Genomic DNA, 26,926 nt, shown 5'->3' with positions numbered 1-26,926 from the left:
CCGATGGTAGTGTGGGGTTTCCCCATGTGAGAGTAGGACATCGCCAGGCTTTAAATTTGAACACTTGTCAGCGACGACAAGTATTCCACTGCGGAGTGGTAGTTCAGTTGGTTAGAATACCGGCCTGTCACGCCGGGGGTCGCGGGTTCGAGTCCCGTCCACTCCGCCACTTATTCAGAAGACCTCGCTATAAGCGAGGTTTTTTTGAATCTAACATACGTTAGATATTGTTTTAGGGGTGTAGCTCCAATTGGCAGAGCAGCGGATTCCAAATCCGCGTGTTGGGAGTTCGAATCTCTCCACCCCTGCCATATTTCCCTTACGGGATATGAAAAGCCTCAACTTCGGTTGAGGCTTTTTGCCATCTAGTATTATGAAAAATAGAGATTTTCAGATCTCCTACCTATCAACCCCATAAAAAGCTCATCAGAAGCGCTCATAAAGCCTCTCCAAAACACTTCCGGTACATATCCTGCACTTTCAGCTTCAACCTCGTGGCGAGCTATATAGCGATGAATAGCGCTTGCGTGTACCTAGGGCGAATATTGCCAACAAACACCTTTCATAGAAATTCGCGACTGGTATGGTCTATATCCGGTCACGATGAGCAGCGCGTGGGAGTCGCGGACTAAGTTAATGCCAGCCTCGTCGAACGGTTTGGGTCTTGAATCATATCAGGATGGTTTGCATACAAAAGACGTAGAGATTTCAGCGCTATATCTAAGCACTCATCCCGATACTTTACAGCCTCTTCTGGTGTAAGTTCTTTAACGCCATGAACGACCTTACTACGAGTGTTATAGTGATCCTTTACTATTTTCTGTAATTTCTTCCTTTCTTCTTCAGCGTCTACTAGTAACTTAGCTATCGATACTGATATACGAAAGCTCAACTCAGCATTACCACCAAAGAGATTCTCCCACGCAATAATACTGTCAACAAAACCATCAAGAGGGTCCATTCGCTGATTGATCGAAGACAAAACTCTACGAATGGCTAAACGAATTTTTGCATCATCAGTATTTTCTATTAGTGAGCACCAATCTATTAGAGAATTCTTTTCCTTTGGTTCCACAACATAAAGGGGCATAGGCGAACGAGTTTCACTACTATAAGATGGCTGAACTCCATGCGATAGAGGATCAAAGATCATGGTCCATGAGTAACTTAAACCTACAGGGGGTGTTCTATCACAAGCAAGTGCCAAACTTAGCGATAAGTTTTCTACGATAAAAGAGATATTCTCTCTGCCGTATTCCAGTTCCTTGGGCCATCGAGCGCCACCTTTCCCAATTTCAAGAGGTTCACCAAAGTTAACTTTGTAAGGGTAAGTAGTTTCTAGGACAAAGCCAGAGTTATAGGTTTCACCTCCAATACTAGTTTTTCCAGCACCGATTGGTACAAGGTCAGCTAATCCATCATTAATGGGTCTGATTACCCCCTGTGCAACTTCTATTTCACCAAGCTTGTCTATAGAAGTGTTTCGTAAGCCTATAAACACTGGAACTTGAACAGTATTTCCTTGTACCGCATCTCTCAAAACGTTTACTGTAAACTCTGCAGCTCGACTAAATTCTTCTAAGTCTAGATAGCCTCTCATACGCATCAGTTCATATGAATTGATAAACAAAGTTTGAGGAAGCGTAGCTAACTGTACCCCTCCTCCTTGCCCTGTAGAAGCTGAATAGGAGCCATAAGTTTGTATATCATTAGTTCCCACGTGCTCGAAAATTTTAGATAAAACAGGGTCTTTCATTATTTCTGTACATAACTCTTTATACTCCGGCAAGTGATATACGCTCGTTCTTATATGGTCATGTATTTTCTGAAAGTATGTTGGGCGAGAGGGGAACTTGATTAAAAATAGTGGAAATAGCTTGGTGGCGAACCTGTTGACTATGTGAACGATTTTATCTGTATGTTCTATGTAATTAATCTCCCCGCCCATAGATTCATGTAATGCAGAGAATAGATGCTTATCTTCAATAAACATTTGGGGTAACGAGTGAAGCACGTGGAAGTCTACATCTCCATTGTCAATTCCTTGGAGCCGCAATTGTTTACATATCTCAATGAACTTTTGCAGCACTTCAAAACGTTTATCATCAAGCTCTTGCTTTCCTTCTAGCACTTGTATGGCATCTTCATCAGATACATTTAACAAGTAAGCTATGATCTTATGTCCCATCGATTTAACAAAGTGTGGTACTTGGATAGTGTTCATGCCATATATTCTTCAACAGTTCTCATAGTTACATATTACATTCAATGGCATAGCCTAAACTGTGAAGTAAACTTGTCACTGTACAATTTTTCTCTTCGTAAATCGGTACACGTTTTAATCACTTTCAGCAATGACATCCAAAGATAAATCTCAGTTCTTGTTATAGCAATGTAGGAGTGTTGCCGATGTTCGTTTATTCATGCTGTGGTGATGATTAGAAGTGAGATTACAACGCTGAGCAAAACGAGAATGACGGCAATATACTATTGCTAAAGACTAGGTTTGATATGTATCTATGAAGTTTTATGAATCAAATGCTTATGTTGAGTATAAGTTACTATAGGGGTATGTACTTAGGTGATTGAGTGAATGTTTATTGACCTCGCTCAGCTATTCAAACAGTATGTAATCTATTGAATATTTGATTCAGAAGTAGAAAACGTTATCTGTGTGTAACTTAGTTGGTGGGTAATATGAGAAAAGTGGTAAATAGTTTAAAAGAACTAGAATTCGAGTTAGAACCATTCAGAGAAGGATATCTCTTTCGCGGGCAAGTAAAGCATTATCCCGACGAATCTGGCAATACGAATATACCAACCTCTTTTAGCAGACACGGTTGCATTCCACCGACAATGTTTAAGTGGACCCACTATGCTAAAGCTATGATTAGAGCATTTTCCGGTGCTAGCTATTTCGACATCGACTTTGAGATCTCTCAAGCTATCCTTCAGCATTACGGATGGCGTTCATTCTATGTTGATCTAACTAAATCCCCTCAAATAGCTGCTTGGTTTGCATCAAATGTTTTTGAAGAAAAAAAGTCTATTCATATGTGTGAAGACTTAGACGAAAATCCAGTTTGGTTGGTTCACAAGGCTGCTAAATATACCGAAAGCGCAGGTACAGGGCATATCTATGTTATAGACCTGCTTACGTTGGGTACTCTGGGTATCAAAGTTCATGATTTAACTCTATTACAAGGGGATGAAGGGAAATTAAGGTTTCATGCTCAACAGGCTTGTTTAGTCGGAAACTTAGAACATAGCCTCCCTCACGAAACGATAGCTGCACATTTTGAAGTACCAGCGAAAGTCTTGCGCGAATTCTATCAGAATAGTGAAATCTCTAAGTTGTCAGACGTGTTTCCATCTAAAAATGAAGATTTTATTTTAGGTTCTCTTCTCAAATTACCGTGGGAAAGTATTCCCGTGGATAGTCCGATACCTGCTTTTAAGCGAGGCTTAGAACTGCCGGACTATGAAGCAATGTTAGTCAAGCATCTTCCACCTAATATAGCGCTATACAGTGGTTTTTGGTTGTCTGACAACAGGGAGGAAGAAAACAATCCATTTAAAAGCATCACCTTCTACAAAATGTCGCAGTTCGTTTATTATGCTAATACAAATGAACGGCTTGAACTCAATCGCGTTACTGAACTACTTCAAAGTAAAGGTGAGTTTGTAATTGAACTCGATGGTTTGATTAAAATTATTGAGAACAATGATGGCTATGATTATGAAAAGGGTATCCATGTTCGCATGGATGATGATGGATACATTTGGGTTTCTGGATTGGTTATCGAGCACCCCTGTAATGTTGTTAGTGAAGTCGGTGTAAATCAGGGTTGGTGCTATAAAGTTGAAGGCGTTAACTGGAATAGTGTGGGGCATCCCAAGTTGTGCCCCTGCAATAATGAGTTAAGGCATCAGTTACATTTTTCAATGCTGCGACACCTGAATGAGTCATTAGAAACAGATAATTTCGATAAAGAAAATCCCTTATGTTATAGAGATAAGGACTGTAACGTTGGATAATAGCAGTAACAAAATATCTTACTGATATATATGAAGATTCTAATGTTAACTACATAGGAATCTTCATGTGACCAACCGAACTATTAACTTCACCCCGTCTGCTATCAAAGCGCTCCCCGTTCCTCCATCGACAAGTAAAGCCAATGATATTGAATGGTCTGATGAACAGACCATTGGTCTAAAGGTTCTCGTCGGTAGGACGGGAAACAAACGGTACCTTTTACGTTATGTCAGTCCAGTTACTCGGAAGAAAACGAGTATAGCTCTAGGGCGCTGGCCAGATCTAACGGTAGAAGAAGCCAGAGCTAAAGCGCGAAAGCTCAAGGTACAAATCGCTGAGGGCATTGATCCGAAGATTGAACGAGACTCTCGCTCTGCTGTTGTGATGCCTGATGTTTTCACCTTCTTCCACGAAACTTATCTACCGTGGGCAAAGACGCGTAAAAAGTCATGGAGAGACGATGAAACACGCTTCTTGCGGTGTAAACCAATCTACAAATATCAGATGGACAGGCTTTCTACACACGCAATCATGAAGCTTCAATCCCACCTAGCCACTGAGACTTACAAAGGTAAACCTTATTCCGTAGCGACTAACAACAGGGTCATTGCGCTCGTTAAGGGGCTTTGTTCTCTATCAGCTAAGGTTTTTGATCTACCTAATCACGCTACGAAAGTTAGTTTGTTACCTGAAACGGGAGCAAGGGAGCGATTCTTAAATATTGAAGAAACGGCTTTACTGATAAAGGTTGCTCGAACTTATTACTGTAAGGTGAAGGGGAATCTGATAGCGCTTCTGTGGGTAACAGGATGCAGAATTTCTGAGCTACTTGAGAGACAATGGCAGGACGTTGACTTTGATAATCGAACGTTATTTATTAAAACCACTAAGAACAAGAAATCGCATCAAATTTATCTATCTGACCTGATGTTAGAGTTGCTCTATGAGCTTAGGGACTTAAAGCAACCGGGGAATCTCTATATATTTCCTGGTAGTCGTGAAGGGACACATATCTCACCACCACGTAAAGCTTTGAAGTTGATACTAGAGAGGGCGGGGATTGATCCTGACGGGGTTGTGTTCCATACCAGTAGACATTCTGCCTGCTCCAACCTTCTGAATCATAGCGGTCTAGATGCTACATCAGTACAGCGTTTCCTTAACCATAGCGATATTTCAAGCACCTTGCATTATAGGCACTTTGATAGGTCAGCACTAGAGCGTGGAGCGAATGCCCTGTCTGATATGGTTGAAAGAGCTAGTGAGAATCTAGTTCTACCCGAACCTAAGTCATTTGAAAATTAATATTAAGATTTAGTCGATAGCCCCTGAATAGTTAGTTCTATTCAGGGGCTTTTTTGTATCTGGAATTTAGATGGAGAGATTCAATGAAAGTCGTGAAAAGCCTTATTGATGCTGAACAGTTGGAGTTGCCTTTACCGATTAAAGAGCAATTGATGCATCAACTATTGCTTCCTTGGTCTGGTGATCGTGATGAGGCTGAGAAATTTTGGGAGGAAGTTTCCACCTGCCTGATCTTGATTGAGCGAGGTGATACTGATCAAGACTTAGCTGACGTAGATGAAGATACCGAGGTCATTCTGTCTTATGCGATAGAAAACCCTGAGTTTGTCATTTTGCTACCAGACGAGACTGAACCCTATGTCTTTGCGTGCTGTGTCCATGCTGACGATGGAAGTGGGAGTTTTGTTATGGGTTCCACGAGTAATACTACCCAAGCGATGAAAATGCTCATCGAATTGGCTGAATAAGGAGGAATTTGTATGAGCCAAAAAGTTGAAAAGGAGAACGAGGTTGATCTGTTCACCATTGTTAAAGAAGGGCAGAGTCCAAAGCTTAGTCCTAAGTCTGAGAGCTTTCTAGAGTACCAGATTGCCTACAAAGAAGATGATCAGGAGTTCTATATACGTGTTTCTAAAAACTCGTCGTCAGGATTGTTCTCGAACAGCTGGGTACGCCTTGAAGCTATCTTTGCACTGCTCGATGATCAAGTAGGTAAAAACCTCAAGTCGACAGCGTTGAAGCCAGTAATAACAGGTGGAAGTAGTAATTCAAGTGGGTTCTTAGCGGCTATCCTGCGAACTATCTCTATCCTTGATCCTGTACCCGATAATGTGTTCTTACATCAGGTGTCTGAACGCTATGAAGTGGTGAAAACAGAGCTTCGAGCACTAGCCTCTAACCCTGATTAATCCTTTATACCTAGCCTCGTCCTGAGGCGGTTTACTTAATGACTACAACGAGAATTTATTATGAACTTAACACTTCAATTTGATGTTGAGCGATTCGTGCTGCCTATCAGCATTGATCTTCAAGATGCTTTGAGCCGGATTTGTAACGAGTCTGGAATGGTGTCGTCCTCAACTCAAGTAATAACTATAAACGTTAGAAATAGCGCTTACTCGATTGAGGATGGAGGATACCACCCTGTGGAGCTCCGTATCACTAGGCTTAATGACCAATGGGTTTTCGACTACATCACTGACTTTAGTTACTGCGGATTGATGCCTGAACTAGAGAAAGAAATCGACTTTGATTTTGGTCATGGTGTGGCTTACATCCGATACATGGGTGAAGTTCCTATTACGGAATCCAGTGTCGCTGAGTTCTATTCGATGTGGGAGAGTAATTTCCTGTCGTACCTATCAATGGACTGCTTTGATGAAATTAAGGTAATGGCGGAAGAGGCATAGAGCTTATTAGTGGTGTGATGAACAGGAACTTGACCGGAGCGAGTAAAGGAAAAATGCTCTGTGGTTTTGTCCTGTTCATCAGTTCATGTGGGTGAATGTGTGATGGGGTCTTAGCACTTAATTGATAAACCTAGCTCAAGGATTGTACATCCGTTGCACCGTGTTGGAAGGTTTATGGAGTAATAGAAACTCCCATTGCGTCAGCAGTAATGGAAGTTAGTTTGGTGGTGCAATATGTGAGGAGTCGATATGTCATTTGGGTATATAAATGGACTTTGGAACCATTTAATCTGCTGATTTGTAATGATACCCCTATATATTGCACTCAGCCCGGAGGCTGATTATTAATTAGTTTAGTTACCTTCGCTAAAAAACAGCATCGTTTTGAGTCTTCCCTTAACTGGTATCGGTTCGAAGCTTGGTAAAACACCCCAGTATCCATACCTAACATAGAAAGCTTAAAAAGCGCTGCATAGTGGTTTCTTTATGACATGGAGCGACTACAACAGAGAACAGAAACAACATTATGTATTGGTGGTTGCATTTCATCTCAACGAACCATCAACAAACCCAACGACGTACTTCAATTCGCTCAGTGTCTTCTACTTGGTTGAGTCCAGATACGCTTGGAGCTCTTGCTTCAACAAGTAACGTATCCAATCAGGTGAGAGCACCTCTGCATGAGGTAGCCACGTTTTAAGTTGGCGTATTAACTCTGGAATGTTCTTGGTTTGGTGACTAATGAACACATCCCCCGAATCTAGTTCTTTCAACACTCTGAACTTATCGGCATTACCTTCATTTAAGAATGCTTCTACCCCCTTAACGCTCATCTGTATAACCACTTCAACGGGATTGAGTCGTTCATCTTCATATCCACAACCTGTCAGCTTCTGCTCAACGCTAGAGTCAGGAGAGTATTTATCCTCGTAGCGCACTAACTCACGAATCTTAGCCACTCTGAGTGACTCTAGGCGGTTTCTGTGTGTCCCGACAATGAACCACAATCCACGTTCATTCAACAGTTTGTAGCTGTGGAACTCATCGTAGGTTTTCCCTTCATGGCTAAAGCTAATCACGTTTCGTCGTTGTATCGATTCGATAAGTTTCTCGAACACCGAAGCACATTCACTAATGTCCTCGACTTGTGGGTTCTTGAAGAGAAAGGGTGGGGTGGTTTTGTTGTTCAATACGCCATTGCTTAGATAGTGCTTACCTGAAAACAAAGTATCGAATCCCATGTTTAACAGCAGGAGAGATAGCTCGTTATTGGTCTGTCTGCCTAAGAACTTAGGGTCTAACGAGTAACAAGCACCGTCACGTTGTATAGGTAGGTAATTTAACCGTTCATTGAAGTCACGATTTAGCGTCCTTCTTGCTACCCCAAATTCACGACTTAAATCTTCTAGATGCAATTTCTCACCTGTATTTAAACGGGTAAGGATAATGCCAAGTCGTTTCGCTAGTTTGTCATGCTCTTTCATTCTACGCATTGTAGATAGGTCGCTCGTCAGGTGGTGTCGCACTGAGAAAGAACCTGATTATTTCTAGCTAATTTTCATAAGGTTACTGATATTGCTATAGCTTTCATTAGCTACCTCTAGGTATGCCTTACAAGGCATTCATCAATTATTTCAATATTTCTACACCTGAGCGACACACCCTGTCGTTCACCCTCTTTAAACTAATCATCAATCACGTTAACGCCGTCTCTTATAAGCGGCGTCATTACGTATTTAAGGAAAACAAAAATGAAAACTTCAATCATCCTGCTAGGTCTAACTTCACTATTCGCATCTTCAGTATTTGCAGGTGGGACGTTCGGCGGTAATCCGGGCGATATCTCGAAAATGAAAGAACTGCTAGAGCCACAATGGAATGGTAAAGCAGGTATTCAGAACACATCATCTTACGGTGTCATCGTGCAATGGAAAGCGGATGTCTGCGGAACCATGAACGGTCATGTTACTGATGTAACTCAATGCGGCTCTGATACCCCGAAAGGTAAAGCACAATAAATTTTGTTGCGGAGCTTGGCTCACGATATCTCAGTTTCGAAATTGGAACTCTCTAGGCTGAGGTATCAATGAGCTCCGCAACACTCAATCAACCAACAACAAGGAGCCTTTACATGGCGATTAAATCAATTACAACACTCGTTACAACCTGTCCTGCATGTGGTGAGCGTGCTTATGATGATGGTAGTTGTCAGGTGTGCGGTCACTCTCATTAGGTAGCAATCGTAATTATCTAAGGGCGATATCGAGAGGTATCGCCCTTTTCGATTTCTAGAGGAAGGAAAAACATTATGGCGAAAACACATTTTCATTCTAACTCTCAGCAGCGTTGGTTTAAGCCTAGCGTTTCAATGGGATTAAAAGGGGCACAGTATAGTTCTATTGCTGCATCTCGTGTTTGCCCTCAATTTATCGTTCTTGCGGGAGCTGTGGGTTTTGTCACTGGTGCTGTCATTGGTGGTGTTCTGGATGAGCTAGACGCTCTCTAGCTCTTGAAGAAGTGGGGGGTACCTCTGCTTCTTTTTTCTTACGTTGATGATTTAGAGTTCGTATTGACGACGGCTTCGATATGTCGAATTTAGCTGACATTAGAGATAAATTTCACAACTAGTGTTAGCAATGTAGAAGTGTTGCTGATGTTCGTTTCTTTATCTAGTAGCGATGATTCACTTTGTCATAGCTGTGCTCATTCTGTTCTAAATTCAGTACTGTCCCATTGCACTAAAAACAATGTTTGAAATTTAGTGTAACAGGGTTTGGTTTTGTTGCTTCTAAGTAGTACAGCTTTACGTTGTTCAGACGTATCCAGTCTATAAGAAGAGATTTTCTGGTTAATATTTGTTCGATCAGACAAGGAGGAAAAATTATTTTAACGAGTGGTATCTTGTTTATGCATTCACAACTGTTTCGTGTGTTTTTTGTTCGAAGAAGTTTTACGGTAAGAAGAAGGCGCAAACCGTCTTGATTAAAACATCGCTATTCACTCTTTTGGTTTTTCAGTCATTGTATATTATTTTATTGTAATAAAATCAGGATCTTAGCTTTGTGTTGGGTGTTGATTATATTAATTTGGAGTATTAATGTGTGCTTTCTTTAAACAATATAGGTACTGAAAAAATGACACGTAAGAAGACCAAGAAAGAGCTCATTCATACCCTTGATAAAAATACTTTGGTATGTAAGCAAATCGCTTCGATGCTCCGACTTAAAGACTTGTTTATTCTTCTGGATGCAAAGGGACGACAAATCTCCTATGCCAAACTGACGGGGGAAGAAGGTAAGACGGTTGCTGATGCTGATGCATGTACTGTTGAAGTGATTAAGACGGACAGTTTTATCAATTTAAGTAAAGGTAATTACGTTCGCTGCGCTCATGTTGAAGCCGTTGAGATCTGTAATGGTCAAAAACGCAAAGGCATTTTGATTCGTGGAGAGGGTGACGCGATCCTGAGTTTCTTACCTATCCCCCAATCGGAAATCCGCGAGAAGGTAGCTGATGCATTGCATGATGCGCTGGTTTCTTATGAAGCGGGTAAGTTTGTACAACCAGATCTAAATGAAATTCTATCAACTAAGTAAATGTAAGAAGGTAATGCTATGAACACTCCAAAACTGAAAGACCTAATCGAAATCATCGAGCTGTATGGTGAAGACTGCCCACGAGGGAATAGCAAAACTATGGGGGGGCTGCTTGCTCACTGTATTGAGAGTTACGAAGATGAACATGGTTCGATGTTGCAATCAGCATATTTAATGAAGTATGTGCGTACTTGTATGAATAACGATGTTGAAAGGAAAGGTGTGGATACCATCGGCTATTTGCAACTAATCAAGTTTGTTAAGTCATGGGCTCGCATAGCAAAGTTTAAGTAAGAATAACATCGCTGTAATACGGTCTAGCAAACCACTGCCTTCGTGCGCACCATTCTATACCAGTCTTTTCTAAACTAGTCTCATCTCCGAGCACCTCTTTATTACCAATCTTTCTATATCCGATAACCGACGAAGTATGTCCGGTAATGGATGTACTTCGTCTTTTTTATTCTTAACGAATGGGTAAATAAAGATGAAAACGTTAGAAACAGCCCCAAAAACAACCTATCAATTGATGCGAGAAACCGAGCGTGAGTTAGAAGACTTCTTTCAATCCACATTCTTCGATACCAAATCATTGCTTTTGGATGATCAAGTTAGCAAGTTCGAAGCTGAGCTGCGAGGACGTGAGGAAGCTAAAAAGGAAATAGATGAACGTATTAATCAATACTTAGAGGGGATTAAATCTGCTCCGTGGGCTTCAATGCGTGGTAAGGGTAAAGCTATTCATATATCGATAGACTCTGAGTGGGTATTTAACCCTGAGACGGGTAAGAACGATATTCTTTGCTACTCCTATAGTGTTCGCATTGGTGATAAGTCGTTTAGTGGCGTGAAACATACCGACATGGCGAAACTGATCAAACAGTGTCGTGATCAAGGTCTGTCGAAGGACGAGGAAATGGATAAGCGTAAACAGCTTACCAAGAAAGGCTATAAGATCAGCTTCGACAAGTTCATCCAAGAGTTGCTGATAAAAGCTAAAGCGCGCGGTTTCATCGATGAATGGCCTGAGCACACCTTTATCTACGCCCACTTCTTACGTGCCGATATCGCTTCTTTCGAAGAGTTTTGGAACATTGGTAAAAATAACAAGAACCATAAGAACGCACTGACAACGGTTCAAGGTACTGTAACTTCAGGTCGTGGTGCTTACGGTATCGATCTGGACTCAATCGGTCGCAGTAAGTACAAAATAGAAAACACCAAGTTCTACTCTTCATCAAATAACGCTTTCGAAACCAAAGTTCGCTTCGTAGATACCATGTTGCTGAGTAGCAAGGCGTCGCTTGATGAGATCGGTGAGTTGGTTGGTTTTCCTAAGATGACGCTACCGGGCAACATGATAGAGCGAATGGATGACCTATATTGTAAGGATACTAGTCTGTTTAATCGGTATGCGGTTCGCGATGCGGATATTGCCTTGGAATATGGTTTACGGATGCAGAAGTTCGCACTGGTTGACCTTCGTGAAGATATTGGTCTGGAGCTGAATAGCTTGCCTTCGACATTAGGCAATCTTGGTGTGTCGTTGTTCCGACATACGTGTGGTAGTACAGCCGCAATGCATGACTTTTTAGGATATGAGACTCGTAAAAAGCAGTATTATCATGCAAAAAGTAATGCTATTCGCAACACATACGATATATCGAAAACGGTTAGTCGAGAGTACACCGATAACCTTGCAGTTTCAGCCTTGTTTGGTGGTTGTAATTTCGGAGCTTACTTTGGGGTATCTGAAAAAGGTGACTATTTTGATTATGATTTGAGTGGTGCGTACACGACCAGCTTAGTAAATTCCAAAAAAGCCGATTACCCTAATACCTTCGAATCTAAGAATATTGAAGACTATCTAGGTGATACCATGGGCTTTGCGTATGTTCGCTTTAAACACCCAGACGGTATCCGATTTCCTGTCATGCCTTGTCGAACCGATCTCCGTGGCATCTATTATCCGATGGAAGGGGAAACTTATGTAACGTCGCCAGAGCTTCAACTGGCACATGATATTGGGTGTGAAATTGAGATTTTGCATGGAATGGTAATCCCTTGGGTTGAAGGTTCTACATCTATGTATAAGGACTTCACTACTATCATTCGTAAGCAACGTTCCAAGTACAAGAAAGAAGGGAATGAGCTGTACAGCGGGCTATGGAAGTTGGTAGGCAACTCACTTTATGGAAAAACTTTACAAGGTTGTAACAATTCTAAAGGGTTCGATCTTGCGACAGGATTGAGTAAGAACATCCCATATTCACCTGTAACCAATGCACATTACGGAGCCTATTGTACGTCTTATGTTCGCGCTACGATGCTTGAGGTTATAGGCAAGCTTTGTGAGCGTTACGGAGATGACATTAAGATAATTTCAGCGACTACCGACGGCTGGCTTTGCAATGCTACAGAAGAGCAATTAGAGCAATGCTTAGACGGTCCATTAGCACAGCGCTTCCAGCAAATCTGTACTGAAGTTAGTGGCGAAGATATGATGCAACTAAAGCACCATGCTAAACAGATTATCTCTATGAAGACTCGTGGACAATTGACTGCTGAATTAGGTGATACAAAACCGGTATGTGCTAAAGCAGGGATAAAAGCACCGAAAGGCGTTGATGAAAATGAGTGGATGGTTGAGCTGTTCTTAGATCGTTATCCCGGTCAGAAAGTTGCGCGTAAACACTTAGCATCAGCACGTGACCAATGGCTGAAAGAGATGGATCTTGTATCTATCCACACTGAACAGACACTTAACCTCGAATATGACTTCAAGCGTCGTCCTGTAAACCCTCGTATGGTGGAAGTTCGCCACCCTGCTAGCGGTGAAATGGTAGAGCACCTATCTTTCGATACTGTTCCATGGAATACAGTCGATGAGGGTTTAGATGCTCGTACTTACTTCGACGAGTGGCGTGTAAACAACTGCCTAAAAACGATAGAAGATTGGGACAATTGGATGGACTTCTATAAGGTTCGTAGTTATCTCAAGGGAACTGGTGTTAAATACCTAGAAGATGGCTCAGAGGGGATTTTCAAGGTACAGATGTTACGAGCTATCACTCAAGGTAAATGGGGTCTACCAGAGGCTCCAAAACGCGCTCCACGAGGTCATTACGATAAGATGGTCGCTATGTTTGAAGTTGACGGTATTGAAGGTGTCACTAAACAAGATTTGGCTAATTCGAAGGGACGTAAACTACTGGAATCTAAACTGCCTGTAACGCCACGTATGTTGCCACTCCTATCATGGTTAGTGCGTAAGTACCCAATGGTCGATATGACATCGATTTTTCATCCTATCGAGGTTGAAGAAGCAGTTTCCATGCTAGAAGAGTACAACCGAGAACATACTGAAAAACTAGCAGCGTAGTATCGCGTAACACTTACAGAGCCAGATTCCGAAAGGGATCTGGCTTTCTATTTCAGAACTGGTGGTAGCAGTGAGTGGAACGATTGCTGTCATTCTTTGGTGATATTTCGATGCTTTAGCTGATTTGATTAGACTAGTGATGCTGTGGTAATAACGACAGCAATATACATTGCTAAAGACTTAGTCTGAAATTTAGCTATAAGCTTATGTTTTTGATTAATAATATTAGATATTACATTTATGAACTGATATTGAAAATCTTAAGTAGTTCGTTTTTTATCGCTCTCATTTGATGCGCTGAAAGAGTATTTGGTTTGTCGATAAAGTGGTAACCAGTTGACCAAGAACCACTTTCTTCTGCATGCAGAGCTTCGTAATGTTTGTAGATATCGCTTGAATAAGCTTCAAAAACATAGACACCAAATTTGGTCAGATCGTTAATGTCTTTTAAGCATTCCTCTTGATGTTCACGATCCTTTCTTAATCCTTTGAACGATAAATCTAAATCGGCTTTCGATAACCATTGGTCGAGGCTGTAGTAATAGAAGTCAAAGTTGAAGTCTTGAGATATGCCAACGAGTAAACAAGCAACCAACGTTTTTTGATTCCCTTCTAACTTGTTTAAGAAACGAATGATGTTTCGAAGCGATGTATTAAAATGATGTGTTGGGCTAGTTGGAGTTATGATCAGATCTATCTCGTACTTGCATATGTTTAAGTGCTCTTGATTTTTCTCTAGGTCGAAGAAGATAAAATCGTAATTCTTCTTTATTTGACCTATAGACACATCTGCGTAAGGTCTGTTGTCCCAATCAATATCCTCAATAGCTAAGATCTTTGGGAAGGCTGTATTGGTAGCGATGAACCGCTTCTCTGCAAGTACAAGTTGTCCTGTTCGGTCGGTAACTATTAATACTTCATAGCCTTCTTGCGTAAGTAGTAGTGCCATATCTCTAGTTAATGTTGAACGCCCAATCCCACCAGGCCCACCTGCAAAACTGATGGTTTTTCCTAGTCGATAGGTATTCCCAAAGGCTGGTGGAAACGACAAGCCTGTTTTTAGACAGAACAACTCTAAAGTGGCATCTGGAATTCTAATATAGGTTGATGATGATTCTGACTCTTCGAATTTCTGCCATTGGCGCAATGATAGATGAACACTTGCTGCTGCTTGCTTCTGAGTTATCCCTACTTTTTGTCTTAATGCTTTGACTTGCTCTGGTGTGATTTGAATTGTCTTTCTAGCCATTTTCTTACGTCTTTTTGTTCGTAATTATGTATCTATTGTGAATCATAGTGCGCGTATTGACCACTATCCTGTAGAAAATGACGTCTGCCATTTTGGGTACAAACACTGAAAATAGAGCTCGAAGATTTAGTTTGTGTTTTGGAGTTGAAGATGTACAAGAAGTTATTGAAAAGATTAATGGTTAAGATTTTTAGTAGGTTGGTGTGGGAGATACTCAGCGAAGTGTTTTTCGGTTAATTCACAGCGCTACTATGCTCTTCATAATAGACGCTTTGAACGCTACGTAGTACTTGCTGATCTTACCAAAGTGAGACTGTGTAGTTGGTCTGACTTTCTATTTTTAAGAGTGTAATGGCAGTTAGTTGAACGATCTCTGTCATTCTTGGGCTGTGCTGGTGGCTCGTCCATGAGGGTGAGGGCGTAGTTTTGTTGAAGTAATCGTGCACTCAATGATTGGTATTATCAGGGTTTGAAATTGATATTCATCTTCTTTTCTATGACTAGTACTTGTTGTTTTTATTATAGAAATAGATACTAAACACAAATAATCAGAATATATATATCAAGGTGTGTCAGTGGCAGGTACCGAATACTATCTATATCGAGTGAAGTTTATAAAACCCGCGCAGTTGTCGCTTTTGCTTCCCAGTCTTTCTCCTTCACAAGTTTTTTTAGAAGCGATAAATGAGAAGCCTGAGATGATGCTTTCTTCAGGAAGTGAATGGCATTTGGGGAATGTTGATTTTTTTGATCAACTGACAGGGTCTTTTGCTATTGGTCGAACGACTAAGACTACTTTAGAAAAATTTGATAAGGAAAGTGGTAATTTTATAGATCAATTGGATGATTCTAGCCCTTATACAACAGTAGTGTTTGATTGTCGTATAGGATTGCTAGGTATTGCGAAGAAGTCTAAATTGGCTCCAGATGCCGAAACCGTAGCTCGTAGAATTCGAGGGCTCTTCGAAAAGTCAGAAACAGTGATCCATACTGGATCCGAAGTTAAAGTTAACTTTATCCCTGACCCTCAAGGCTTTATTCAAAAGCTTAGAGCTGCCTATGCTATTAAAAGCTTTAAAGCTACGTTTACAGGCCCTAACCCAGTGGACGCAGATGAACTGTTTCAAAAACCTTTATCTGTATATGCACAACAAATTGGTGCACAGACAGGTTCACTAGAAGTTAAGGGTGAAGCTTTGAATGAAGAGGTAGCCGAAAGTATTGCTAAATCTACAGCTGCAACCGCTAATACTGCATCTGCTAGAATTATCCCAGCCGAGGGTAAAAAGGTAGTACCGATTAGGATGAAGGGTGACGCTGTTTCTGTTGTTGTTAGCTTGGATGCGTCATATCGTGATGTTTTGGCTCGAATACAAGATGAATACTCGAGGGTTCGAGGGTGATAACAGAAAGAAGAATTAGAACTGTTGAAGAACTTTTGACTGCGTTGAATGAATTACCCAACCATTATATTTACCGGGGGCATGCTGATTCAACTTGGAAATTAGAATCAACATTGGAGCGTACGTTAGGGTCTTCATGGGGGGGTAATGTTAAACAGGTTGAAGAGCATTACTTGAACCTGTTTAAATCAAAGTATCATATTTACAATGACACAAACCATGAGCCAAAGAGCAAGCTTGCTTGGTTATCTGTTATGCAGCACTACGGAGCTCCAACGCGTCTAATCGATTTTACAGAGAGTCCTTACATTGCATTATATTTTGCTTTGGAAGCATATGACCCTCAAAGTAAGAAAGACTTGGCCATGATTGCACTGGATTATCATGCCGTATTAGATGCTTCTGTTGCCCATATTTCTACAAAAGATGGTGGTTTCAACAAGAGTCGCCGAGATATTCATGGTATTCAAGATCAGATATTTGATGAGGTAGTTGATAGATTCTCTTATGATATTGTGTGGATAACAGAGCCATTAGAAATGAATGTCAGGATTGATAGACAGGCAGGAACCTTTTTAATTTCTGGTAATAGAGAGCAGAAAATTGAAAACTTGCTTTCGTTGGATATATACAGCTCAACTCCAATGCTAAAGTTTGTTATTTCGAGTGAACTGTATGAAGGTATTTATGCTTTGCTGCGGAAAATGAATATTAATGCTAAATCAATATATGGTGACTTATCAGGTCTAGCAAAGTCGATTAAGATGGACATGCAAGCGCATACTAGCTAGTGGTGTTATGGGTCTTATCGAGTAGCTTGCGAGATCTCCATCTGTGGGATGCCAACATAGTCAGGTTAGTTGTTTGATTGTGTCTTTAATGCAGCGAAATTACGTGTTCCAAATCCGCGTGTTGGGAGTTCGAATCTCTCCACCCCTGCCATAATTAAGGCTCTAGTCGAAAGACTAGAGCCTTTTTTACGTTTTGGGATTTCGAATTTCTTCACTCTTTTCATAAAAAAGGCTCTAGCTGAGATGTTAGAGCCTTTTTGTCGTCTGTAGAAAAGAATTTTGGCGTTGGTTTCTTCTATCCGTTCACGCTTTGTAGGTTTATGTCCGTTACCTGCTTTTCTTCTATGATAGCTCCTAATACTCCTGTACCTATTTCAGCACCCACAGCGAGCGTAAAGGCGTCATCACAGTATATTTGCCTAATGATGCCTTTACGGGTAACTAGCGCCATGAGAGTTGCCTCGAAGAGCTGCAATAGTGGGTTAATCAAGCATGCGGTGACAGTGAACATGATAGTACCGATATTTCATTGCAGTGACGCCAAGATTGGAAGAGTAATGAGAGTCCTGCAGCAATCTGTTTACGATGTCCAAACTTTGTCCTAACGGGGCATTGAATAGCGCACCCATTATTCCGGCTCATATAGACTCTGCGAGTGCCGTGTCAATTAACGGTTTGCCCAAGCTATGAATCTCACCAATTCGTTCCATAAATCCCTACAGGCTCGAGAATGTGCCACACATGCAAGTGCAGCGGACAATATGCAGGCAGCAACAATTGCCGCTTTACTTAATTTATACTGAATACTCATCGGACTCTCCTTTGTCTTATCATTGAGTGTTGCATTCATTCAAGCAGCAGATAAGCTATAGGTATCTAGTGCAAATGCGTTATGCGACGAATGTTGCTCATTTGTGACTCCTGTAACTTTTACTTTCTAGTTCAGTTTATGGGGCATTATGTTGTCGTTTTTAATGAAAATTGTGCTAAAAATGGCCGAGTAATATTACCGAGTTTATAAATTTTGAATTGAGAGTGACTATGGGACAGGGTTTTGTTTTGGGGTGTATCGCATTAGGCGGGGCATTTGGTGCGTGTTCGAGATACCTGATTTCAGAATTATGCGTGTCTTTATTTGGTCGAGGTTTTCCCTACGGCACATTAACAGTTAATGTCATCGGTTCATTTGCCATGGGCTTGTTGATTGCTGCATTTGAGAATGAATTATTAGCAACGGAACCGTGGAGGCAAATAATTGGTCTTGGTTTTCTTGGGGCTCTAACGACATTTTCGACCTTCTCAATGGATAACGTTCTATTAATGCAGCAAGGAGCATTCTTTAAAATGGGTTTAAACATATTATTGAATGTCGCATTAAGTGTTTCTGCAGCTTGGTTAGGTTTCCAATTGTTGATGAAAAATTAATCAGCTTTAGTCGCCTATTAAGCATATCGTGGGTTTGTAAATCTCGAAAACTTACTTATAATGGCTTCACTTGTCGGAGTGCTTACATCTACTTAATTGTTAGATGATAGCTGAGACCGTGAAAACGGGATCCGTTGAACCTGATCAGGCTAATACCTGCGAAGGGAACAGGAGAAGATATTTTCATTGGCATTCCGCTAATGTATCTATGTTTTGATGTTTATGCGTGAGCATAGATCCATCAACACCTCTTGCAACACCAATCCGCCAAGCATTTATCCCTCTATAATAAATAGGAAAATGCTATGTCGAGTCGTAAACAAGCAAGGCTAGAAGCCAAAAACTTCATTGATTCTCTTTCTGTACAACCTTATCCGAACTCCCTAAAGACATATATTCAAGGTGATCGAGCTGATGTTCGAGTACCTGTTCGCCAAATATCGTTAGCTGATAGTCTAGTTGGCGGCAGTAAAGATGCACCGATATTTGAACCAAATGAACCTATCTATGTATATGACACTTCTGGTGTGTATACCGATCCTGAACACGATATTGACCTTTATAGCGGCCTGCCTAAATTGCGTGAGAGCTGGATAGAAGAGCGTTCTGATACTGAATTACTTGGCGACGTAAGTTCGGTGTATAGCAAGCAACGTTTAGAGGATGAAACCTTAGATGACTTGCGCTATGGCAATCTACCTACGATTCGACGCGGTAAGTCGGGTCAATGCGTGACTCAATTGCATTATGCTCGCCAAGGTGTGATTACACCAGAAATGGAGTTTATCGCGATTCGCGAAAATATGGGTCGTCAGAAGTACGCTGATGAGCAGCTTAATATTCAACACCCTGGTCATAATTTTGGTGCCAATTTACCGAAGGAAATTACGCCAGAATTCGTTCGTAAAGAAGTAGCAGAAGGGCGCGCTATTATCCCATCGAATATTAACCACCCAGAAGCAGAACCGATGATTATTGGTCGAAATTTCTTGGTGAAAGTTAATGCCAACATTGGTAATTCATCGGTTAGTTCTTCAATTGAAGAAGAAGTAGAGAAACTGGTTTGGTCTACCCGTTGGGGTGGCGATACCGTAATGGACTTATCAACGGGTCGAAACATCCATGAGACTCGTGAGTGGATATTACGAAACAGCCCAGTACCAATTGGTACGGTGCCTATGTATCAAGCCCTTGAAAAGGTGAACGGTGTTGCGGAAAGCCTCAACTGGGAAGTCATGCGAGACACGCTGATCGAACAAGCAGAGCAGGGTGTTGATTACTTTACCATTCATGCTGGTTTGTTATTACGTTACGTACCAATGACGGCAAAACGAGTGACGGGCATCGTCTCTCGCGGCGGTTCTATTATCGCGAAGTGGTGTTTGGCGCATCATCAAGAAAGCTTCCTTTACACTAACTTTCGAGAGATTTGTAAGATTTGTGCTCAATATGATGTGGCACTTTCTCTGGGTGATGGGCTTCGCCCTGGCTCCATCGCAGACGCGAACGACGAAGCTCAGTTTGCTGAATTGCGTACACTGGGTGAACTAACCAAAATCGCATGGGAGTACGACGTTCAGGTTATCATTGAAGGGCCTGGCCACATACCCATGCACATGATCAAAGAAAACATGGACGAGCAATTAGAGCACTGTCATGAAGCTCCTTTCTATACGTTAGGTCCATTAACAACGGATATTGCGCCTGGTTATGATCACATCACCTCAGGTATTGGTGCTGCGTTAATTGGTTGGTACGGATGTGCCATGCTTTGTTATGTAACGCCGAAAGAACATCTAGGTTTGCCTAATAAGGAAGATGTTAAAACGGGTTTGATTACCTATAAACTGGCTGCTCACGCGGCTGACCTTGCCAAAGGACACCCAGGGGCTCAAATTCGAGATAACGCTTTATCTAAAGCACGTTTTGAATTCAGATGGGAAGATCAGTTCAACTTATCTCTAGACCCAGATACAGCTCGTTCATATCACGATGAAACTCTACCTCAAGAATCAGGCAAAGTGGCTCACTTCTGTTCGATGTGTGGCCCTAAATTTTGCTCAATGAAGATCTCTCACGAAGTACGTGAATACGCCAAGGATACCGACCAGGTGGCCTTGGATCAGGCGATAGAAATCAAAATGCTCGCAGATCCAATGGAAGGTATGCGCCAGAAATCCCAAGAGTTTAAAGAGCAAGGATCTGAACTCTATAAGCTGGCAGAAAATCCGTCCGAGACAGTAGAATCATAATGTATCAGTTATTAATCCCAACCCAATTTTGTCACCTTATATCGAGCATCAAGCAATGCTTGTCGGCGGCAAAAGAGCAAGGTATGGACATTAGCGCTATTGAAATTGGCGCTAGTAAATCTGAAGACTTCGAGATTCAAGTTGATAGTAAGTCTTTCACATTAGCGGTGTCGCTCAAGCGCCTGTCGAACGAAGCGTCTGAATTATCTCGATTCCAGCCAATGGATACTGTAAACACTGTAGGTTTGTTGGTTACTTATGGCTCCGAGTTTTTTACTGATAATCAGATAGCCATCGATGCCAAGCTGAAGGCCGTTAACAGCGATGTATTTTGGTTTGACGGAATAACCAAATCGATTCCATCACCTAAAACTCTTAATACAAAAACTGAACGAGAAAGGCACCTTAGCTGGCTAGTCGTGTGTTTGGCTCTCGATTTTCCAATTGAAGATGCGGTTATTCTTGCTCGCGTTGCCAGCCAATCCTGTGTTTCACGTGAAACATGGCCGACTGATCGAAGTGACTTTCCATTACCCTCGTTAGAAGACCGCAACCTAGGAATTACGCTCGGGTGGGATAACTCAGACCCCGTGTCCTTTCCTGAAATGGAGGCCAGCAGTTTAGGCCTCTATCCAGTGGTCGATGATGTTGATTGGATCGAACGGTTGTTGAAGTTAGGTATCAAGACTGTTCAGTTGAGAATTAAAGACCGGAATCATCCAGAGTTGGCCGAACAGGTTCAAAAGGCAATTCAATTAGGTCGGGATTTTCAAGCTCAAGTATTCATTAATGATTACTGGGAGTTGGCCATTGAATATGGAGCTTATGGTGTTCATTTAGGCCAAGAAGATCTAGAAACCGCGGATCTAAGGTTGATTGCCAAAGCCGGTATAAGGCTAGGCTTATCGACTCATGGCTACTACGAGATACAACGGATTCAACAGCTTTCACCAAGCTACATTGCTCTAGGGCATATTTACCCTACAACGACTAAAGTGATGCCATCGAAACCTCAGGGGTTGGTGCGTTTAAAACTGTATCAAGACCTAATCGGAAACTTCCCTACCGTTGCTATTGGAGGGATAGACCTGAACCGAGCACAAGAGGTGTGGCAGTGTGGTGTATCAAGCTTGGCTGTTGTAAGAGCCATTACGCTCAGTAGCGAGCCCAAATCCGTCATCGAGCAGTTTAGTCGAATCATGAGCCAAAAGAGAATATCTGATGTCGATTAGCGACCATGCATTCTTGCGTTACCAAAGACAGATCAGCGTGCCTGAATTTGGGGAGAAAGCGCAAGCGAACATGCTAAGTACGTCGATACTGGTCGTCGGTTGTGGTGGATTGGGTAGTGCTGCAATTCCGCTATTGGCGGGAGCGGGAGTTGGAAAGTTGGTGATTGCCGATCACGACTGCGTCGACGAGAGTAACCTCCATCGCCAAACCCATTACAACACGAGCAATATCGGCGTGAGTAAGGTCATGGCGACGAAAGCGTATATAGAATCACTCAATCCCAATTGCAAGGTGCGCGCTATAGACAAAGCGCTTGAGGGTGAACAATTGAAACTAGAGTGCTTGCTCGCAGATGTCGTGCTCGATTGTAGCGACAACATGAAGACCAGGCACCAAGTTAACCGTGCATGCTTTGAGGCAAAGACAACATTGATATCGGCGGCTGCTATTGGTTGGAAAGGCCAGCTAGCGGTATTTGATTACCAGCCGGGTTCCCCATGCTACCACTGCCTGTTTCCGTTTAATGAAGTGAGTGCTGTCAAACGCTGCTCTGAGAGCGGAATTATTGGGCCTGTTGTATCAATGATGGGTGCGTACCAAGCGTTAGAGGCCATCAAGCTTGTCAGTAATGCTAGTGAACAAGTTGGTTCTAACGCCTTGCGTATGTTTGATGGGTTAACTAATCAATGGGTCGACCTTGTGTTGAAGAAAGACAATCAATGCGATATCTGTTGTCACGCTTAGTGGATAAAAAATTTGGACACAATATGAATATTGAAATTGCTGTAAATGGTAAGTCAGTGACATTGACTTCAATCCTGTCGGTCGCACAGATGTTAGACAAGCTAGAACTGTCTTCATCAGGATGTGCGCTCGCAATTAATGGTGAAATTGTGCCTCGAAGCCAATGGCCTGAGGTGAGTGTTAATCAAGGTGATGAAATCTCACTCTTTCAAGCAATAGCAGGTGGTTAGTATGTTATCAATCGCAGATAAAACTTTTAGCTCACGGCTCTTTACGGGTACTGGTAAATATTCAGATCAGGACGCGATGATGGCTTCGATCATTGCTTCTGGTTCAGAGTTGGCAACCATGGCTCTTAAACGAGTCGATCTAGAGCATCAAGATGACGACATCCTTGCGCCGTTAATCGCGAATGGCGTTAACTTGTTGCCCAACACCTCAGGAGCAAAAAATGCCAAAGAAGCCATTTTTGCTGCGCAACTGGCACGTGAAGCGCTAGTCACCAATTGGCTAAAGCTTGAGATTCACCCTGATCCAAAGTACCTAATGCCAGATCCAATCGAGACGTTAAAAGCGGCTGAGAAACTGGTTGAGCTAGGTTTTGTTGTGTTGCCATATTGTCACGCAGATCCAGTGTTGTGTAAGCACTTGCAAGAAGTGGGTTGCGCAGCAGTAATGCCTCTTGGTGCACCAATCGGTTCAAACAAGGGCATTGCATCAAAAGACTTCTTGGAAATCATCATTGATCAGGCGACTGTTCCTGTCATCGTCGATGCCGGAATAGGTGCTCCATCTCATGCAGCATTGGCGATGGAGATGGGTGCCGACGCGGTACTTGTTAATACTGCAATTGCATCAGCGGCGGATCCGGGGGCGATGGGACGAGCATTCAAACTTGCGGTGGAATCAGGCCGCATAGCTTATGAAGCAGGTTTGGCCGTTAAGCAGAATGTCGCGGTTGCTTCCAGTCCGTTGACCGCATTTCTGGGGTAAACGATGAGCTTTGTAGAGCAGTTTAAAGAAATGGATTGGGACAGCATTACGCTTTCGATCTACAGTAAAACGACTAGGGACGTAGAACGTGCGTTGGCCAAGCCCAAACTGGATTTGGAAGATTTCAAGGCGCTCATCTCACCCGCTGCGGAACCTTACTTAGAGCAGATGGCACAACGATCCATGCAAAAAACACGGCAGAGGTTCGGTCATACTATTTCTATGTATATACCTCTATACCTATCTAATTTGTGTGCGAATGCTTGTACCTATTGCGGATTCTCCATGGAGAACAAGATTAAGCGGAAAACCTTAAGTGTAGAGGAAATCGAACCTGAACTCGCCGCTATAAAGAAGATGAATTTTGATAACTTATTGTTGGTTACTGGTGAGCATGAAACTAAAGTCGGAATGAATTACTTTAGGCAAGTGCTGCCAATAATCAAAGAACAGTTCAGTTACCTTGCTATGGAAGTTCAACCTTTAGATCAAGAGTGCTATCAAGAACTGAAAACGCTCGGTTTAGACGCGGTGATGGTTTATCAAGAAACCTACCATCCGTCGACCTATGCAAAACATCATTTACGTGGCAATAAAACAGATTTTGATTACAGGCTGGACACTCCAGATCGCCTGGCTAAAGCGGGTATCGATAAAATCGGTATCGGGGCGTTGATTGGTTTGGAGGAATGGCGCACCGACTGTTTTTATGTTGCAAGCCATTTATCTTATTTAGAGCAGACATACTGGCGTACGCGATATTCGATTTCGTTTCCACGAATAAGGCCGTGTGAGGGATCGATTGAACCTAAGTCAGTAATGAGTGATAAACAGTTAGTGCAGCTTATTTGCGCTTATCGTTTGCTAAACCCTGAAGTTGAACTGTCTCTATCTACACGCGAATCAGAAAGCTTCCGCGATAATGTGTTGCCGTTAGGAGTAACATCCGTCTCTGCTGCCTCGCAAACTCAGCCCGGCGGTTATGCAACACCTAGTGAGGCATTGGAACAGTTTGCTATTAGTGACGAACGCAGTGCTGCAAGTGTCGCTGATGCGATTAGAAACCGGGGCTTTGAACCCGTTTGGAAGGATTGGCACAGTGCTTATTCTGGCTAAGTACTCCATTCTGGTTAAGTTGTTAGCACGTTTAGCCTGTTTCACGTGAAACAAAAAAGCCACTCGTTTGAGTGGCTTTCATTTATGTCATGGCTATAAGGTTTAAGCTTCTGGGTAGCTTAATGCTGCTGTTGCTTGTTTTAGCCAGTTAAGCGGTTCGCCTGAAACAAGTGGGCTTACTTCATCCCAAACCTTTTGGTGATAGCTGTTTAACCATTCCAACTCAGGCCGAGTCAGCATGTTAACGTTGATACAACGTTTATCGATAGGGCAACGAGTTAATGACTCAAAGCCAAGCATCGACATATCACCATTCGTTGCCACTTCCTTCACAACTTCCAAGTTTTCAATTCGAATACCAAACGCATCTGCACGGTAGTAACCCGGTTCGTTAGAAAGGACCATGCCTTCAAGTAATGCCACTGTATTCACTGCAGGAGCAATACGTTGTGGACCCTCGTGAACACTTAGGAAGTGGCCAACACCGTGTCCGGTGCCGTGATCGTAATTGTAACCTTGCGACCAAAGAGGCTGACGGGCAAGCACATCCAGCTGATGACCTGTTGTGCCTTTAGGAAATAGCGCCGTCGTCAGACCAATATGACCTTTAAGTACCAAAGTAAATTGTTGCTTCATGTCATCACTTGGTTGGCCGATAGCGATGGTACGTGTGATATCGGTTGTACCGTCAGGGTACTGGCCACCTGAATCAACAAGGTAAAGGCTATTCAATGAAAGCTGACCTGGTTGAGGTTGGTCATTGTGGTTGTAGTGACACATTGCAGCGTTACCGCCAGCAGCTGAAATAGTATCAAAACTTAAGTCTACTAACGTAGGATCTTCTTCTCTGAACCCTTGAAGTGTGTCTGAGAGATGTGCTTCGTTGTGCAGTTTGCCATTATCAACTTCACTGTCTAACCAAGACAAGAACTTCGTCATCGCAGCACCATCACGGATATGACAAGCTTTCATTCCCGCTAATTCTACTGGGTTTTTAGCAGCTTTGATTAGCAAGCATGGGTCGGCCGCTTCAATCAGTTCAGCGCCCGCATTTTGCAGAACTAATGTGAACCACGCGTTGCTGGTAGCAGGGTCAACAAGCACTTGCTTGCCGGTCATTGTCGCCAGTCGTGCTTCTAGTTCAGAAGGAGCGAAAACTGAAACACCATTGCCAACGTGCTGGTCGAATTCAGCAGGTAGTCGGGTTGAATCAATAAAGAAATCAACATTGCCGGTGTTGTAGATGATGGCATGTGACAGCAGTACAGGAAGTCTTGAAACGTCCAAACCACGGACATTCAATAACCAACAAATAGAATCGAGTTGAGTCAGTAAAGCGGCATCTGCTTTCTGCTCGATTAGCTCTTTGGCGATTTGAGCGCGCTTTGCTGTGCTTGAAAGCCCAGATTTCTCCTCACTCATCAAAGAGGCGTCAGTAAACTTTGCTTCAGGGCGGTCATGCCAAAGAATATCAATAGGGTTGCTTCCGAGGATACAGACCTCACCGTTATCGATCAGTTTCTGTTGGCTGTTATTAAGCCAATTAGCCGAGTGCATTCTTGCATCGACCGCAACTTTGGCACCTTGCTTTAATTCACTGCAAATCCAATCGATAGGTGGAGTTTCAATTAGGTGGCAGTATTCGAATATATCACTAGGTACTTGTTTTGTTACCTGCACAGTATAGCGACCATCAACAAATACGGCTGCGCGATCTGGAGTAATGACCGCAGCTCCTGCTGAACCCGTAAAGCCCGTTGCCCAATGAAGGCGCTCATTGTGAGCTGGGATGTACTCACCTAAAAACTCGTCTTCATGAGGAATGATAAATGCGTCGTATTGATTTTCAATTAGCCAATTTCTAAGGGATTCAACCTTTTGTGTAATAGTACTGTGCATGTGATTACTGTCCTTATTAGTGTTGTACATCCGAACTCTGTGGTTGGACTGCGTACAAGCTAGCGCTTTTTTTTCGTACTCGCAATGGAT

24 protein-coding genes, 2 tRNA genes and 1 riboswitch are annotated in these 26,926 nt (G+C 42.4%); of the genes, 21 read left to right on the top strand and 5 right to left on the bottom strand.

Annotation, left to right across the window (positions count from 1 at the left end; translation table 11 throughout):
- The first annotated feature begins 92 nt into the window (after positions 1-92).
- Together QWZ04_RS04895 and QWZ04_RS04890 are read left to right on the top strand one after the other, a co-directional pair.
- Positions 93-169, top strand: a tRNA-Asp gene (locus QWZ04_RS04895).
- 65 nt (positions 170-234) lie between these two features.
- A tRNA-Trp gene (locus QWZ04_RS04890) sits at positions 235-311 on the top strand.
- A gap of 317 nt (positions 312-628) precedes the next feature.
- On the opposite strand, the gene QWZ04_RS04885 is transcribed toward QWZ04_RS04890, so the two are convergent.
- Positions 629-2,224 carry a HEPN domain-containing protein gene (locus QWZ04_RS04885; RefSeq protein WP_290325511.1) on the bottom strand — a complete coding sequence of 532 codons (1,596 nt, stop codon included), beginning with the start codon at positions 2,222-2,224 and terminating at the stop codon, positions 629-631.
- Between the two features lie 473 nt (positions 2,225-2,697).
- Here QWZ04_RS04885 and QWZ04_RS04880 point away from each other — a divergent pair, with 473 nt between their 5' ends.
- From QWZ04_RS04880 to QWZ04_RS04860, 5 genes are all read left to right on the top strand, one after another.
- Complete coding sequence (locus tag QWZ04_RS04880; protein ID WP_290325509.1) at positions 2,698-4,038, top strand: FRG domain-containing protein; 1,341 nt, start codon at positions 2,698-2,700, stop codon at positions 4,036-4,038.
- A gap of 67 nt (positions 4,039-4,105) precedes the next feature.
- The gene (locus tag QWZ04_RS04875; protein ID WP_290325507.1) at positions 4,106-5,344 is read left to right on the top strand and encodes a site-specific integrase; all 1,239 of its coding nucleotides are present in this window, start codon (positions 4,106-4,108) and stop codon (positions 5,342-5,344) included.
- Between the two features lie 83 nt (positions 5,345-5,427).
- On the top strand, positions 5,428-5,811 hold the full coding sequence (locus QWZ04_RS04870) for a hypothetical protein (RefSeq protein WP_065679822.1): 384 nt from the start codon (positions 5,428-5,430) through the stop codon (positions 5,809-5,811).
- A 12-nt stretch (positions 5,812-5,823) separates the two neighbouring features.
- Complete coding sequence (locus tag QWZ04_RS04865; protein WP_290325504.1) at positions 5,824-6,252, top strand: hypothetical protein; 429 nt, start codon at positions 5,824-5,826, stop codon at positions 6,250-6,252.
- Between the two features lie 60 nt (positions 6,253-6,312).
- Positions 6,313-6,753 (top strand): DUF2787 family protein, encoded by a 441-nt coding sequence (locus QWZ04_RS04860; RefSeq protein ID WP_290325502.1) that lies wholly within the window; start codon positions 6,313-6,315, stop codon positions 6,751-6,753.
- 602 nt (positions 6,754-7,355) lie between these two features.
- Here QWZ04_RS04860 and QWZ04_RS04855 read toward each other — a convergent pair.
- Entirely contained in the window at positions 7,356-8,237 is an 882-nt protein-coding gene (locus QWZ04_RS04855) for a helix-turn-helix transcriptional regulator (protein ID WP_017084381.1), read from the bottom strand.
- Between the two features lie 267 nt (positions 8,238-8,504).
- Here QWZ04_RS04855 and QWZ04_RS04850 point away from each other — a divergent pair, with 267 nt between their 5' ends.
- The 5 genes from QWZ04_RS04850 to QWZ04_RS04830 all read left to right on the top strand — a co-directional run bounded on the left by QWZ04_RS04850 (position 8,505) and on the right by QWZ04_RS04830 (position 13,731).
- Complete coding sequence (locus QWZ04_RS04850) at positions 8,505-8,771, top strand: hypothetical protein (RefSeq protein ID WP_017084382.1); 267 nt, start codon at positions 8,505-8,507, stop codon at positions 8,769-8,771.
- Between the two features lie 290 nt (positions 8,772-9,061).
- Positions 9,062-9,259 carry a hypothetical protein gene (locus QWZ04_RS04845; protein WP_290325496.1) on the top strand — a complete coding sequence of 66 codons (198 nt, stop codon included), beginning with the start codon at positions 9,062-9,064 and terminating at the stop codon, positions 9,257-9,259.
- A gap of 628 nt (positions 9,260-9,887) precedes the next feature.
- Positions 9,888-10,349 carry a hypothetical protein gene (locus QWZ04_RS04840; RefSeq protein ID WP_290325494.1) on the top strand — a complete coding sequence of 154 codons (462 nt, stop codon included), beginning with the start codon at positions 9,888-9,890 and terminating at the stop codon, positions 10,347-10,349.
- Positions 10,350-10,367: 18 nt separating this feature from the next.
- A complete protein-coding gene (locus QWZ04_RS04835; RefSeq protein ID WP_290325492.1) occupies positions 10,368-10,643 on the top strand; it encodes a hypothetical protein in 276 nt (91 codons plus the stop codon).
- A 193-nt stretch (positions 10,644-10,836) separates the two neighbouring features.
- Positions 10,837-13,731 carry a DNA polymerase gene (locus QWZ04_RS04830; protein ID WP_290325490.1) on the top strand — a complete coding sequence of 965 codons (2,895 nt, stop codon included), beginning with the start codon at positions 10,837-10,839 and terminating at the stop codon, positions 13,729-13,731.
- A 238-nt stretch (positions 13,732-13,969) separates the two neighbouring features.
- Here the strand turns inward: QWZ04_RS04830 and QWZ04_RS04825 are convergent, their stop codons facing one another.
- Complete coding sequence (locus QWZ04_RS04825) at positions 13,970-14,980, bottom strand: P-loop NTPase family protein (protein ID WP_290325488.1); 1,011 nt, start codon at positions 14,978-14,980, stop codon at positions 13,970-13,972.
- Between the two features lie 575 nt (positions 14,981-15,555).
- Between QWZ04_RS04825 and QWZ04_RS04820 the strand changes: the two genes are divergently transcribed.
- The gene (locus tag QWZ04_RS04820; protein WP_076675927.1) at positions 15,556-16,383 is read left to right on the top strand and encodes a hypothetical protein; all 828 of its coding nucleotides are present in this window, start codon (positions 15,556-15,558) and stop codon (positions 16,381-16,383) included.
- Positions 16,380-17,174 (top strand): FRG domain-containing protein, encoded by a 795-nt coding sequence (locus tag QWZ04_RS04815; protein WP_290325483.1) that lies wholly within the window; start codon positions 16,380-16,382, stop codon positions 17,172-17,174. Before QWZ04_RS04820 ends, QWZ04_RS04815 begins: the two co-directional genes overlap by 4 nt.
- A gap of 295 nt (positions 17,175-17,469) precedes the next feature.
- Here the strand turns inward: QWZ04_RS04815 and QWZ04_RS04810 are convergent, their stop codons facing one another.
- Complete coding sequence (locus QWZ04_RS04810; protein ID WP_290325481.1) at positions 17,470-17,625, bottom strand: hypothetical protein; 156 nt, start codon at positions 17,623-17,625, stop codon at positions 17,470-17,472.
- A 590-nt stretch (positions 17,626-18,215) separates the two neighbouring features.
- Here QWZ04_RS04810 and crcB point away from each other — a divergent pair.
- The 7 genes from crcB to thiH all read left to right on the top strand — a co-directional run bounded on the left by crcB (position 18,216) and on the right by thiH (position 24,937).
- On the top strand, positions 18,216-18,599 hold the full coding sequence (gene crcB, locus QWZ04_RS04805; RefSeq protein WP_102523566.1) for a fluoride efflux transporter CrcB: 384 nt from the start codon (positions 18,216-18,218) through the stop codon (positions 18,597-18,599).
- Between the two features lie 64 nt (positions 18,600-18,663).
- Positions 18,664-18,783: riboswitch (TPP riboswitch) on the top strand.
- Between the two features lie 121 nt (positions 18,784-18,904).
- On the top strand, positions 18,905-20,851 hold the full coding sequence (gene thiC, locus QWZ04_RS04800; protein WP_290325479.1) for a phosphomethylpyrimidine synthase ThiC: 1,947 nt from the start codon (positions 18,905-18,907) through the stop codon (positions 20,849-20,851).
- Positions 20,851-22,083, top strand: coding sequence for a thiamine phosphate synthase (thiE, locus tag QWZ04_RS04795; protein WP_435433583.1), 1,233 nt, complete (start codon positions 20,851-20,853; stop codon positions 22,081-22,083). Before thiC ends, thiE begins: the two co-directional genes overlap by 1 nt.
- Complete coding sequence (locus QWZ04_RS04790) at positions 22,073-22,828, top strand: HesA/MoeB/ThiF family protein (RefSeq protein WP_290325477.1); 756 nt, start codon at positions 22,073-22,075, stop codon at positions 22,826-22,828. Before thiE ends, QWZ04_RS04790 begins: the two co-directional genes overlap by 11 nt.
- Before the next feature lie 23 nt (positions 22,829-22,851).
- Positions 22,852-23,058, top strand: coding sequence for a sulfur carrier protein ThiS (gene thiS, locus QWZ04_RS04785; RefSeq protein ID WP_290325474.1), 207 nt, complete (start codon positions 22,852-22,854; stop codon positions 23,056-23,058).
- Position 23,059: 1 nt separating this feature from the next.
- On the top strand, positions 23,060-23,821 hold the full coding sequence (locus QWZ04_RS04780; RefSeq protein ID WP_290325473.1) for a thiazole synthase: 762 nt from the start codon (positions 23,060-23,062) through the stop codon (positions 23,819-23,821).
- 3 nt (positions 23,822-23,824) lie between these two features.
- Positions 23,825-24,937 (top strand): 2-iminoacetate synthase ThiH, encoded by a 1,113-nt coding sequence (gene thiH / locus QWZ04_RS04775; protein WP_290325471.1) that lies wholly within the window; start codon positions 23,825-23,827, stop codon positions 24,935-24,937.
- A 102-nt stretch (positions 24,938-25,039) separates the two neighbouring features.
- On the opposite strand, the gene QWZ04_RS04770 is transcribed toward thiH, so the two are convergent.
- Positions 25,040-26,836: an aminopeptidase P family protein gene (locus QWZ04_RS04770; RefSeq protein WP_290325470.1), complete on the bottom strand. Its 1,797-nt coding sequence runs from the start codon at positions 26,834-26,836 to the stop codon at positions 25,040-25,042.
- Between the last annotated feature and the right edge of the window lie 90 nt (positions 26,837-26,926).

The sequence above is a fragment of the Vibrio tapetis subsp. quintayensis genome (assembly GCF_030409945.1).
In the GTDB taxonomy this organism is placed as follows: domain Bacteria; phylum Pseudomonadota; class Gammaproteobacteria; order Enterobacterales; family Vibrionaceae; genus Vibrio; species Vibrio quintayensis.
Note: the sequence above shows the minus strand (reverse complement) of the source record. Positions and strands in the feature narration are given on the sequence as shown.